The organism is Microcystis sp. 0824 (assembly GCF_003112475.1).
In the GTDB taxonomy this organism is placed as follows: domain Bacteria; phylum Cyanobacteriota; class Cyanobacteriia; order Cyanobacteriales; family Microcystaceae; genus Microcystis; species Microcystis aeruginosa_C.
This window is the reverse complement of sequence record NZ_BDSM01000023.1, coordinates 1-12300: the sequence shown is the minus strand read 5'-3', so window position 1 is coordinate 12300 and position 12300 is coordinate 1. Positions and strand designations below refer to the sequence as shown.

General features: G+C 43.4%; 15 protein-coding genes and 3 pseudogenes. 12 read left to right on the top strand and 6 right to left on the bottom strand.

Going from position 1 to position 12300, the window contains the following annotated elements; all coding sequences use genetic code 11:
* Positions 1–70: 70 nt before the first annotated feature.
* The 4 genes from yqeK to N0824_RS08675 are packed head-to-tail and all read left to right on the top strand — an operon-like array spanning position 71 to position 2612.
* Positions 71–667, top strand: coding sequence for a bis(5'-nucleosyl)-tetraphosphatase (symmetrical) YqeK (gene yqeK / locus N0824_RS08690; protein WP_108936463.1), 597 nt, complete (start codon positions 71–73; stop codon positions 665–667).
* A 55-nt stretch (positions 668–722) separates the two neighbouring features.
* Positions 723–1127, top strand: coding sequence for a ribosome silencing factor (rsfS, locus tag N0824_RS08685; protein ID WP_108936462.1), 405 nt, complete (start codon positions 723–725; stop codon positions 1125–1127).
* Between the two features lie 5 nt (positions 1128–1132).
* Positions 1133–1636: a CGLD27 family protein gene (locus N0824_RS08680; RefSeq protein WP_002752122.1), complete on the top strand. Its 504-nt coding sequence runs from the start codon at positions 1133–1135 to the stop codon at positions 1634–1636.
* A gap of 22 nt (positions 1637–1658) precedes the next feature.
* Positions 1659–2612 (top strand): asparaginase, encoded by a 954-nt coding sequence (locus N0824_RS08675; protein ID WP_008197132.1) that lies wholly within the window; start codon positions 1659–1661, stop codon positions 2610–2612.
* A gap of 274 nt (positions 2613–2886) precedes the next feature.
* On the opposite strand, the gene N0824_RS21295 is transcribed toward N0824_RS08675, so the two are convergent.
* Positions 2887–3504, bottom strand: a complete 618-nt coding sequence (locus N0824_RS21295) for a PEP-CTERM sorting domain-containing protein (RefSeq protein WP_233256393.1) — start codon at positions 3502–3504, stop codon at positions 2887–2889.
* A 162-nt stretch (positions 3505–3666) separates the two neighbouring features.
* On the opposite strand from N0824_RS21295, the gene N0824_RS08665 reads away from it, so the two are divergent.
* The 6 genes and pseudogenes from N0824_RS08665 (at position 3667) to N0824_RS08625 (ending at position 7312) form a co-directional block, all read left to right on the top strand.
* The gene (locus N0824_RS08665; protein ID WP_108936461.1) at positions 3667–4161 is read left to right on the top strand and encodes an ATPase; all 495 of its coding nucleotides are present in this window, start codon (positions 3667–3669) and stop codon (positions 4159–4161) included.
* Between the two features lie 311 nt (positions 4162–4472).
* Complete coding sequence (dapB, locus tag N0824_RS08660; RefSeq protein ID WP_002800820.1) at positions 4473–5303, top strand: 4-hydroxy-tetrahydrodipicolinate reductase; 831 nt, start codon at positions 4473–4475, stop codon at positions 5301–5303.
* A gap of 151 nt (positions 5304–5454) precedes the next feature.
* Positions 5455–5661 (top strand): annotated as a pseudogene (locus N0824_RS08655) (DUF2887 domain-containing protein); the annotation flags it as partial.
* Between the two features lie 398 nt (positions 5662–6059).
* Entirely contained in the window at positions 6060–6266 is a 207-nt protein-coding gene (locus N0824_RS08635) for a hypothetical protein (RefSeq protein ID WP_108936459.1), read from the top strand.
* Positions 6259–7062 carry an Rpn family recombination-promoting nuclease/putative transposase gene (locus N0824_RS08630; protein ID WP_108936458.1) on the top strand — a complete coding sequence of 268 codons (804 nt, stop codon included), beginning with the start codon at positions 6259–6261 and terminating at the stop codon, positions 7060–7062. Before N0824_RS08635 ends, N0824_RS08630 begins: the two co-directional genes overlap by 8 nt.
* Positions 7063–7084: 22 nt before the next feature.
* Complete coding sequence (locus N0824_RS08625; protein ID WP_233256396.1) at positions 7085–7312, top strand: hypothetical protein; 228 nt, start codon at positions 7085–7087, stop codon at positions 7310–7312.
* Between the two features lie 62 nt (positions 7313–7374).
* Here N0824_RS08625 and N0824_RS08620 read toward each other — a convergent pair whose 3' ends face one another.
* From N0824_RS08620 to N0824_RS08605, 4 genes are read right to left on the bottom strand one after another with little or no spacing between them, the layout of a single operon-like run.
* Positions 7375–7563, bottom strand: coding sequence for a hypothetical protein (locus N0824_RS08620; protein WP_108936457.1), 189 nt, complete (start codon positions 7561–7563; stop codon positions 7375–7377).
* A complete protein-coding gene (locus N0824_RS08615) occupies positions 7544–8722 on the bottom strand; it encodes an LL-diaminopimelate aminotransferase (RefSeq protein WP_108936456.1) in 1179 nt (392 codons plus the stop codon). Before N0824_RS08615 ends, N0824_RS08620 begins: the two co-directional genes overlap by 20 nt.
* Positions 8723–8738: 16 nt before the next feature.
* Positions 8739–9101: a co-chaperone YbbN gene (locus tag N0824_RS08610; protein ID WP_002801133.1), complete on the bottom strand. Its 363-nt coding sequence runs from the start codon at positions 9099–9101 to the stop codon at positions 8739–8741.
* A 45-nt stretch (positions 9102–9146) separates the two neighbouring features.
* Positions 9147–10025: an ABC transporter permease gene (locus N0824_RS08605; RefSeq protein WP_108936455.1), complete on the bottom strand. Its 879-nt coding sequence runs from the start codon at positions 10023–10025 to the stop codon at positions 9147–9149.
* A 203-nt stretch (positions 10026–10228) separates the two neighbouring features.
* Here N0824_RS08605 and cobT point away from each other — a divergent pair, with 203 nt between their 5' ends.
* Positions 10229–11299 (top strand): nicotinate mononucleotide-dependent phosphoribosyltransferase CobT, encoded by a 1071-nt coding sequence (cobT, locus tag N0824_RS08600; protein ID WP_108936454.1) that lies wholly within the window; start codon positions 10229–10231, stop codon positions 11297–11299.
* An 80-nt stretch (positions 11300–11379) separates the two neighbouring features.
* On the opposite strand, the pseudogene N0824_RS08595 reads toward cobT, so the two are convergent.
* Positions 11380–12069 (bottom strand): annotated as a pseudogene (locus N0824_RS08595) (hypothetical protein); the annotation flags it as partial.
* Between the two features lie 70 nt (positions 12070–12139).
* Between N0824_RS08595 and N0824_RS08590 the strand changes: the two are divergent.
* A pseudogene (locus N0824_RS08590) lies at positions 12140–12300 on the top strand (IS630 family transposase); the annotation flags it as partial.

The window sequence follows — 12300 nt, the reverse complement described above, 5'->3', positions numbered from 1 at the left end:
TTGAAGCGATAGGCAAAATTGTATAGTAATTGTTACAATCGTTTTGGGGTTCCACAAGGGCAAAAAAAAGATGCGACAGCAAGTTATCGACTGGTTAAAAGAAAACGTCAACGAACACCGTCTGCGCCATATTCTCGGTGTCGAGACCATGTGTATTGATTTAGCTCGTCATCACGATCTCGATGCCGTCCAAGCAGGGCAAGCTGGGTTAATGCACGATCTGGCTAAATTTTTCAAGCCCAAAAAACTGTTAAAAATGGCGGAATCGGCGGGAATAGACGTGGATAATATCTGTGCATCCCATCCCCACTTACTCCACGCCGATGTCAGTGCAGTTGTCGCCCAAAAAGAATTTAACGTTACCGATGAGGAAATTCTCGAAGCAATTCGCAATCATACCCTCGGTAAACCCAATATGAGCGATCTTAGCTGTATAGTCTTTATTGCCGATGCCTTGGAACCCAATCGCGGCGATACACCCGAATTAAACGCCCTACGACAACTCAGCTATCAAAATCTCCATAAAAGCGTTCAACAAACCTGCGATTATTCCCTAAAATATCTTTTAAGTAGCCATTGTCCCATTCATCCCCGCACCGTGCTAACGCGCAACTGGGCGTTACAAATTGTTAAAGAACAACCAACGGAAACTAAAACCATTGATTAACATAATCTCAAGACTCCCTTACAACCACCTCAGCCAAAGGATAACCACAACCTGAATGACCAATCCCACTGGAATTATTACCCCCATCGCCGAAAATCTCAAGACCGAAAAATTTCTAGAGACAATTGTCACCGCTGCCGAGGACAAGAAAGCAGGGGACATCGCCATCCTGAAAGTCGCCGATATCTGTTATTTAACCGATTATTTTCTGATTATTACCGGCTATTCTACCACTCAAGTGCGAGCGATCGAGGATGCGATCGAAGCTGCTATGGAACTAGAATGGCAACAATCCCCCCGACAAGTGGAAGGAAAAAGCGAAGGTAGCTGGATCCTGATGGATTATGGCGCTATCATTGTCCATATCTTTTTACCAAAAGAGCGAGAATTTTATAATTTAGAAGCATTTTGGGGTCATGCTCAACGGATTCCTCTACCTAGCGACCATTTGGAGGAGTAGAATCCATGAAATCCTCCCTTGATTTCTGTCCCGTCCCGGAAGAACAGCAACCGGTTAACGAGTACGAACAATTAAAAGAATCTTGGTTTTTCCGTTGGGCAACGCTAGATGTAGCCTCTTATACAAAAAAAATTGTCTGGTTATGGTTGTGGACATGGTTAATTGTCGGACCGATTGCCGCCGCTAGTTTTCCCCTCAAAAAAGCCCCTTTTCTCTTCTTCTGCGCGGGGATTTTTGGCTCGACAATTTTGGTAGGATTGGTGTTATTGCGCTTGTATTTAGGCTGGATTTACGTCTATGATCGCTTGCAATCGGAGAAAGTATTTTATGAAGAGTCGGGCTGGTACGATGGCCAAATCTGGACAAAAACCGCCGCCATTTTAACCCGCGATCGTTTAATCGTCTCCTATCAAATCCAGCCCATTCTCCGCCGTTTACAAAAAACCGCCCTGATTTTAGGGGCAATTGTCGCTATCAGTGGTCTTTTCTGGCTATTTTTCACTCACTAACCGCAACCAATCACCAATCTGAATGAATAGGGTAAAACGTTCACCAACCCACCGCTTAGAAATTCATCTCCTCCGGGAAGGTATTATTGAATCGGTCCATCATGTCGAGGCCGCTATTTGCGATGACCGCGGCCGGGTATTATCCACCGCCGGCAGCGCCGAAACTAGCGCCTTTATTCGTTCGGCCCTGAAACCTTTTCAAGCACTGGCTGTCATCAGTACCGGCACCCTCGAACGCTACGATCTCAACGATAAGGATCTAGCCATTATCTGTAGTTCTCACCAAGGCACGGTGGAACACGCCCGTCAAGTCTTTAATATTCTCTGGCGCGCCGATATCGATCCCAATGCCCTGCAATGTCCCCTCCCCGAAGGCAAACCCAGTCGCTTGCAGTACAATTGTTCTGGTAAACACGCCGGGATGTTAGCGGTGTGTCAACAGCGTGGCTGGCCGTTAAATACCTATCTGCGGCGTTCTAGTCAGATACAAAAGCTAATTTTAAGCAAAATTGCCGAATTATTGGGGATGCCGGGGGATGAATTAATCAGCGCCCACGATGACTGCGGTGCGCCCACCTATTCAATGCAGTTGGGGCAAATGGCCCATCTCTACGCCCAGTTAGCCTCTGGCAACCGTTTAGACTTAGAAAGAATCGTCCGGGCTATGACCTATCATCCCCGCATGGTAGCCGGAGAAGGGGCTTTTGATACGGAATTAATGCAGGTTAGCCAAGGGGAAATCGTCAGCAAAGCCGGGGCCGAAGGAATTCAATGTATTGGGCGCGTCGGTGAGGGTTTAGGATTAGCAATTAAAGCCCTAGATGGTTCCAAACGGGCTAAATATGCCGCCGCTTTGCAAATTCTTAAACAGTTAGGCTGGATTACTCCCAATGTGGCCGAATCTCTCTCGGAAAAATTCCTCAAAATCGGCAGTTATACCCGCTTGGAAGTGGTGGGAGAAATGGCTTTATTGTAAATAGTGGGTAGCTGTTAAAAATTGTCAGATACCCCCCTTATTAAGGGGGGACTAAGGGGGGATCGAACCCAAAATCTATCTTCAATTTAATTATAACCAGCTACTTAGAACAAAAACTTTTCTTTTTGGTGTGTTAGGGCAGTATTTATATCTTGATTTTTTTACCTAAAAACAAGGCATTGCCTAACCCAACCCAGTTAACTCAAATTATAGCCTATAAAAATCCCCCTCAATTCTGTAAAATTAAGGGGAATGGGTTATATTAATGGGCAATTTAACCTATTTTTGTGGTTTCTTTTTCGATAGAATGATTGCGTTTTACTTGGCGTTTTATGGTTGCACCAACACCGAGTATTCCTAGAGAAAAGAGTCCTAAAGTTGAAGTGGGTTCGGGAACTTGTATAAGGCGTGTATAAACTACCTCAACATCAACAGGTAAATCTATAAAGCCTACCTCTATAAGTCCTGGTGATTCTTCTTGTCTTTTACTAGAACTTGCAACAACGTTAACGGAATCCGTAAAATATGGAATATAAAATACATCTGTTCCTAAAGATTCAAATGACAGATTTTCAGATACATTAGTAATATAAAAGTTTATACCCTGAGCAGAAGCATTCATTGCAGCTAAAGCATCTTCTTCAGTAAACACATCAAATAGTGGAGGTGTACCATAGATATCATTTACCGTTCCTCGTTCAAGAATAACATTGTAGGTTCTTGAGATACCCGTACTTGGCAAAGTAAAAGACACTCCATTTATACCTTTGATCACACCAGGACTTGAAAATACAAGTTCAACGGCCTGACTTGGTAAACTAACAATACAGGTTGTTATCCCTGCTGTAGCAATAGGTACAGAGAACTGGGCGCAAAAACGAAGAAATTTCATAAAAAAAATCTATCAGTAAAATAATTAATGAAAGTGTAAATAAATCAAAATTTACTTTCAAGACCCATAAAAGCCCCATAAAGAAATATAAAGACACTAAATTTGCATTTTGCGCTATGATATCAGATAATCCTGACTTAACTCACTGTTTAAAATCATCCTATGAACTCCTTCGATATTCAATCTTTTATAATAACTATTGATGAGCTTGTTTTCTCCCATACAGGAGAACATTTAGACGATCTTCAGCATGAAATCTTAGAGGGAGTTGTCAATCATCAAAAATACGCCGAAATCGCTCAAAAAAACCATCGTTCTCAGAAATATATCAAGGAAACAGCAGGGAAATTATGGAAAACCTTATCAGAAATATTAGGAGAAGAAGTCAATAAGGCTAACATTAAATCTAGTTTACAAAGATATTATCATTCTAATGTTTTTTATTCTAGTAAAATCAGAGATGTTGTCCAAATCAATAAGGGAAATGATTGTCAAGAGAAAATAGAAAATAATTTACACTCATCTAAAATTTATCAACAAGCTAAATTAGAAACCATTCCCGAATTAATCAAAGAAGGATTAACTATAGAACAAATTGCTAGAGTTTTAAAACTTCCCCTAGAATTGGTGCGATCGCAACTAGAAGGATTTGAGTAACTCCCCAGCAACATCACTTATAATATAGTTAAGTAGCTGGTTATAATTAAATTAAAAATGGATTTTAGGTTCGATCCCCCCTGCCCCCCTTGATAAGGGGGGTGCCGATAGGCGGGGCATCTGACAACTTTTAACACCTACCTACTTAAGTGATTTTAACCAAAAAACTCAACAAGTCATTCAGAATATTGAAGAACAAAAAAACTTAACTGTTTGCCAAGATCAAGTTGAACTATATCAGCAGCTAGGAATTTAATGTTATTAACCATTTATAATCTATAATCGCCATATATTAAGGAGAATAATTAACTATGACCGAAAATAGAGGCCCGATTCCCGTAGTTGTCAACGGTGCAGCCGGCAAAATGGGACGGGAAGTCATTAAAGCCGTTGCTCGTGCCGACGATATGATCCTAGTGGGTGCAGTGGATCGAAATCCAGCTTTTCGAGGTCAGGATGTGGGGGAAGTGGCCGGTTGTGAACCCCTAGAAGTGCCGATTCTCGACGATTTACAGAGTGTTTTAGTCCTGGCAACTCAGGAAAAAGTGCAGGGGGTGATGGTGGATTTTACCCATCCCGATGGTGTTTATGACAATACCCGCAGTGCGATCGCCTATGGAGTGCGTCCGGTGGTGGGAACTACGGGATTATCGGCGGCACAACTGCAAGATTTAGCCGAATTTGCCGAAAAAGCCAGCACCGGCTGTTTAGTTATCCCCAATTTTTCCATTGGCATGGTTTTACTACAACAGGCTGCCGTGCAAGCATCCCGCTACTTTGATCATGTAGAAATTATCGAACTGCATCACAATCAAAAAGCAGACGCACCCAGTGGCACAGCCATTAAAACCGCCGAATTACTGGCAGAATTAGGTAAAACCTTTAATCCTGCTCAAGTTTCCGAAAAAGAAATCATCCCCGGTGCTAGAGGCGGTTTAACTGCTGAGAACATCCGTATTCATAGCGTGCGTTTACCCGGTTTAATTGCTCACCAGGAAGTCATTTTCGGTTCCCCCGGAGAAATCTATACCCTTCGTCATGATACCAGCGATCGCTCCTGTTATATGCCGGGGGTTCTCCTTTCTATCCGCAAAGTTACTCAGCTGCAATCCCTCGTTTACGGTTTAGAAAAAATCCTCTAAATCGAGATATTTTAGACGAAGGAGAGGAAAAGGGCAAAGAAGAGAAATCTTGACAAATTGCCCTAAAAATGCTATCCGCTGGCTTTCCTATCCCCAAGCTTTAGACTTAGAGATTGAACAAGTACCAGAAGTCAATGAGGGACAAAATTGAGTGAAAACGGACAGTATTTTCTATCGTCTCTTTGAAACTTTTCCCGAAAGTTTCTTTGACTTGCTCAATCTTCCCCCAGAAACCGTCAATCATTATCAATTTTCCTCCCTAGAAGTTAAACAACTGGCTTTTCGTTTAGATGGGGTCTTTCTTCCCGATAACCTTAATGATCCGATTTACTTTGTCGAGGTACAATTTCAAAAAGATGGTTCTTCCGAACTTACACTGTAGAAAAGTCCCCAAGCTCCCTCTCTGTCCAGCAATGTTCTAAAGTTGATAAATATCAATCTAACAAAAACTCAAAGCCTTATTGTACAAGCTTTACAAGCATAAGTTGTTGATAGTTTTGCATGACAGGTTCGGTAGAGCCAGAATTAATTGAGACAATTCTCATTTATAAATTGCCCAAATTAAACCGTAAGGAGATAGAAAAAATGTGGTTCTTCCGAACTTACACTGTAGAAAAGTCCCCAAGCTCCCTCTCTGTCCAGCAATGTTCTAAAGTTGATAAATATCAATCTAACAAAAACTCAAAGCCTTATTGTACAAGCTTTACAAGCATAAGTTGTTGATAGTTTTGCATGACAGGTTCGGTAGAGCCAAAAATGTTTAGTTTAAGTGATTTAAGAGAAACTAAAGTCTATCAAGAAGCTTTAGAAGAAGGAGAGGAAAAGGGTAAAGAAGAGAAATCTCGACAAATTGCCCTGAAAATGCTATCTGCTGGTTTTTCTATCCCAGAAATCGCCCGATTTACCGATTTATCCCCCGCAACCATCGAGGAATTACAAAGGCAAAACGCTCACGATGTTTGATAATATTTGTAAATTTATCGCCGAAAACTTCTCCGATGATCTAGCCACTTGGTTACTGGGTTTTCCCCTCCCCTTAACCGTCCTCGACCCGACGGAATTACAATTAGACCCCATTCGTGCCGATTCTCTGATTTTTTTGCAGTCAGAGGAATTAATTCTTCATACCGAGTTTCAAACCGACCCCGACTCCAAAATTCCCTTCCGAATGCTCGATTATCGCATTCGCGTCTATCGTCGTCATCCCCAAAAACAAATGCGTCAAGTGGTAATTTATCTGCGACGCAGTGATTCCCCCCTAGTGCAAGAAAATACTTTCCGTCTGGGGGAAACCTTTCATTCCTTTCAAGTCATCCGTCTTTGGGAAGAAAATACACCGCAATTTTTCCATCATCCCGGTTTATTACCCTTTGCCGTCCTCAGCAATACCGATGATCCCGAACAGGTGTTAAGTCTGGTGTCCCGTTCTCTGGAAACTATCTCCCAAAAACAGGTGCAAAGCAATCTCGCTGCCGCTACCAGTATTCTCGCCGGGTTAGTATTAAATCGAGAGACGATTAAAAAAATCCTTCGGAGTGACATTATGAGAGAATCCGTCATCTATCAAGATATTTTAGAGGAAGGCGAGGAAAAGGGACTACAAAAAGGACGACAAGAAGGACGACAAGAAGGTAAAGAAGAAAAAGCCCGACAAATTGCCCTAAAAATGCTATCTGCTGGCTTTTCTATCCCAGAAATTGCCCGATTTACCGATTTATCCCCCGCAACTATCGAGGAATTACAATCGAGAGACGATTAAAAAAATCCTTCGGAGTGACATTATGAGAGAATCCGTCATCTATCAAGATATTTTAGAGGAAGGCAGAGAGGAAGGCGAGGAAAAAGGACGACAAGAAGGACTGCAAGAAGGACGACAAGAAGGTAAAGAAGAAAAAGCTCGACAAATTGCCCTGAAAATGCTATCTGCTGGCTTTCCTATCCCAGAAATCGCCCTATTTACCGATTTATCCCCCGCAACTATCGAGGAATTACAATCGAGAGACGATTAAAAAAATCCTTAAAGGGTGGCGAATTGGCAAAATTTTGGCTCATCCCCCCACCCCAAGCGCGGTTAACGACGTTTAGCGAGGCGACACACCACTAAACCGCTCCCTAGTATGCCTAGTCCGATAATACTAGAAAGTTTGGGAGTGGACACATTACCAATATCACCCGGAATATCAGCAGCAACAAGGCGAAAGTTATCGATTGCAGCATAACTACTGCTGAGAATATCGGTTTTATCCCAAAAAAGCCCCAATTTTCTCCACGGCAGCCTCTAGAATATCGGGATCGTGAACTAAGGCAAAACGCACATAACCCTCGCCACCCTTGCCAAAACCGGAACCGGGGGAAACAGCGACACCGGTTTGGGCCACCAATTGCCGACAAAAATCGACGGAATTACCCGGCCAACTGGGGGGAATTTTCGCCCAAACGTACATAGTGGCGGCCGGGGTGGCAACTGGCCAACCGATGCGATTTAGGGCATTAATAAACACATCCCGGCGTTTTTGGAAGATAGCGACGGTTTCTTTGACCGAATCTTGATTACCGGTTAAAGCAGCGATCGCGCCGTTGAGTATGCCCAAATACTGATTAAAATCAACCATGGCTTTAATCTGTCGCAAAGCCATAATTAACTGCGGGTTGCCAATGGCGAAACCGATGCGAAAACCGCCCATATTATAGGACTTAGAAAAGGTAAAAAACTCGATCGAATTAGTTTTATCTCGATCGGCCTGTAAAATTGACGGGGGGGGCGATGTTCCCTCAAAAAAGATGTCTAGATAGGGAAAATCGTGGATTAAGACTAAATTATGCTGACGGCAAAAATCAACCGCTTTTTGAAAAAATGCCAAAGGTGCGATCGCTGTAGTGGGATTATGGGGATAACTCAAGACCATCAGCTTCGATTGTGTCAGCACTGCCTCAGGAATGTCCTCTAAAACCGGCAGAAAGTCATTTTTTGCCAAAATTGGCATTCCGTACATTTGACCGCCAGCAAGGGCAACACCGCCCAAATGGGAGGGATAACCCGGATCGAGGAGCAGAGCAAAATCCCCGGGGTTGAGAAGGGCCAAAGGTAGATGGGCCGTGCCTTCCTGAGAACCAATTAGGGGTAAAACCTCCGTTTCCGGATCGACGGGGACACCAAAGCGATCGCTATACCAGTTAGCGGCAGTTATTCGGAAGTCTCTGGTCCCATTATGGAGTAAATAGCCGTGGGTGTGAGGATCGTGGAGAGATCGCTCTATAGCATCGATAACATGGGGAGCAGCCCCAAGATCGGAGGAACCGAGCGAAAGATCGATAATGGTATTACCCGCTTCTCTACTGGCAGCTTTTGCCCGATCCATATCGGCAAAAACGTTGGATTCCAGTGCCTGTAAGCGGTGTGCTAGGGTTAAGTTACTCATAACCACAGATACCTAATTAGCTGACATAGGTATCGATAAAAGATTGTAATTGTGGTTTGCCGATCGCCCCTTCATGAGTGGCAATAAGTTTTTTATCTTTAAAGATGCGTAAAGCGGGAACACCTTTCACATCACATTTAGCCACCGAGTTGGGGTTAGGGTCCACCTCTAGTTTAACTACTTTTAGCCGTTCGCCGTAGGTGTTGGCTACCCAATCGATCGAGGGGGACACCAAACGACACGGACCGCACCAACTCGCCCAAAAATAGACTAAAACGGGTTTTTCGACCTCAAAAACCTCTTGGTCAAACTTCTGATCGCTAATGACAGTTACGCTACTCACAGTATTTATTTCCTCACCATCGTTACTGATCATCATAGGGGTTCTGGGTAATTTTCGGCAATTATCCACTTCCACAATTCCTTAAACATTAGGATCAAAGACATCGCGTAAACCATCACCGATAAAATTAATACTTAACACCGTGATCACGATAGCCAGAGCGGGAAAAATGACCAAGTGGGGGGCAGTTGTCAAGTAATCTTTAGCTTTAAATAACATTTGTCCCCAAGTCGGCACATCGGGGGGGAAACCCAAACCCAAAAAACTCAGGGTTGACTCGGTAATAATCGCATTACCCACCGCTAAAGTGGCCGCCACGATAATCATTCCCAAAACATTAGGCAATAAATGCACCCAGATTAAACGGAAAGGAGTGGCCCCCAAAGCTTTTGCAGCCAAGATAAATTCCATCTCTCGTAATTTTAAGAAATTTCCCCGCACCAATCGCGCCACCGACATCCAATTTAAACCCCCGATCACCAAAACCACGAGGATAAAAATACCCGTTTCTGGTCCGGCGATTTTTTTGATGCTATCGCGAAATAGATAGACAATCAGTAAAAGTAGGGGTAATTGGGGCAAAGATAGGAATAAATCCGTTAATCGCATCAATAAGCCATCGATTGCGCCCCCGTAAAACCCGGAAATAGCTCCGATCGCCGTCCCTAGAATAATCGCGACTATCATAGCAGCAATCCCCACCGCTAGGGAAATTCGACCCCCCACCAACATTCTCGCCAATTGATCCTGGCCCAGATCATTAGTGCCGAAAAGATGTTTTAAACTAGGGGGAGCAGTGGTTTGACTAAAATCAATGGTATCGATAGGGACCCGATAAAAAATCGGACCGAATAGGACGGCAATAATAATTATCATTAATGCGATCGCTCCTATTGTTGCCAGGGGATCTCGGTAAAAACGTCGCCAAGTATCGATAATTGCAGAAGACAGGGGAGACATAATTAGGGTTTGCTGAATTACCAATTATCACTTATGAATTATCAATTATGAAGTGGGAAGTGGGCCTTTATCCATTTTCAGGGAAAAATGCCTGAATTTTCCCCCCGATCATCGGGCCCGCACTTTTTGATCTCAAAAAAGCCTAAAGACATTATCCAACCAAGTTTTTAGATTTATTCAGCCAACCCTAGTCAAGTCAACAGATGATTAAAATTTACACGGAAATCGAACGGGGGCAAAATTGGTTAGAGCGCCATCAAAAATCTTCTCCGATATTTGCCCTAGTTTTAGGCTTTACCGAGACGGGATTAATCCCCGGAATCTCCACCGCCGGTGCTACCCCGGAAGATAGAAAATACACAGCGATCGCCGATGCCGAATTTATCGTTAAAGGAGTTTCTCCCCATCCCCGTTATCCCCTACCCCCCCTAACGGTGGGAGCCTCCCCTGCCTATATTACCCGGGCCGTGGTGGAAAAATTAGCCATTCCCGTCCGGGTTTTTAACGCCGGTTTACCCTTGCCCCCAGCCGTCGATTATATCGAACTGGGGGGACAACCGGCCCGTTGTCTCTCCACCGGCCGCGCCCTAGATATCCCCATAGTAAAACACCTGTTCGCCCAAGGACTAACCTGGGGAGAAAAATTAGCCCGGGAGTCTAGTTATCTAATTATCGGCGAGTGTGTGGTGGGGGGCACCACCACCGCCCTCGCCATCCTCACCGGATTGGGTTATCGAGCCAACGGCAAAGTTAACAGCAGCCATCCTCATTGCAATCATGCTCAGAAACAGGCAATAGTTGAGCAGGGATTAGCCCGAAAAGAAATTTTTGATCCTTTTGAGGTAATCGCCGCCCTAGGCGATCCTCAGCAGATTTTCGTCGCTGGCATGGCCATCGCCGCCAGTCGCCAGGGTGGGGTACTCCTCGCTGGAGGAACCCAAATGTTAGCCGTTTCTGCCCTAATTCAAGCTCTAGTGACCAAATATGCCTATCCGGTTAACTGGGAAAATATCATCGTCGGCACAACTCGCTGGGTAGCGGAAGATAAAACGGGGGATACGATGGGATTAGCCCGAATGATCGGAAAAGTGCCTTTATTAGCCACACAATTAGACTTTTCAGCCTCTAAATACCCAGTTTTGCAAGCTTATGAACAGGGTTTCGTCAAAGAGGGAGTCGGTGCGGGGGGATGTGCGATCGCCGCTTATCTGTACCAAAATTGGACTAATCAAGATTTGGTCAAAGCGATCGAAAATTTAATCGGGTTTCAATGATAGCATTTGTCTTAATGATTTCGTTTGGGGGAGTCGGTAGTCGGATGTGAGTTTTTTAAATTTTATCTAGCTCTAAACTTTTATTTATCCTCTCCTACTACAGATTGATAAAATCTTTCTAGACTTTCTACAGAGGTTTGATCGTTAAATACTGTATCGATATTCACTTTAGTATAATCTTTGATTGTTTGTCGCCATTGATTATCTAAACCTAAACGGATAGCAATTTCAATATAGTGATTTTTATCCGTAGCAATTGTCTCGGTTATGCCCAACTTTTTCAAGATAGCATAGGAATGTCTTCCGCGCATAAATTCCCCCGGACAGGTAACAACTGGAAGCTGACAGGCAATTGCTTCCAGGGTGGTATTTCCTCCCGACCAACTTAAGTTATCTAAATAGATGTCTGCTAGTAAGTTAAGCTGAAAATAATCATTTTGTTCTAATTGTGGCATCATTACCCCGTAATCTTGCCAATTGAGTCCATACTTATCAAAAGCTTGACTTAATCTCGACTGAAAGCAATGGGTCACAAATTCGCTACGATGACAGATAAAAATAAAGTGGCTGTGGGGAACTTGTCGGGCAATTCTAGGAAAAATATCGTCATTTTCTGGCAGATATTTAAATAAACTCTGACAGTTTAAATAGATGATTTTATCCTCGGCTAATCCCATCTCTAAACGAGTTTTTCTCTGGGGAGGAAGCGAGGGTTTAGCATAGGCAATACCTAAATTGGATAAGCGAATTAATTTTTCACTGTAGTGATTATAGCACTTCTTGGAGCTATGAGGTACAATGAAAAGCAAATAGACAAATAATAGAACTCGCCAGCTTCCTATGAGACCCTATTCCGTAGATTTTCGCCAAAAAATTATCGATGTCTGGAAGAAAGAAAAAATTTCTATTCGAGGACTAGCCCAGAGATTTGACGTGGCTAAAAGCTTTATTCAGAAGTTATTGAAGCAACATAAAGAAACAGGAGATATCCGTCCTCGTCC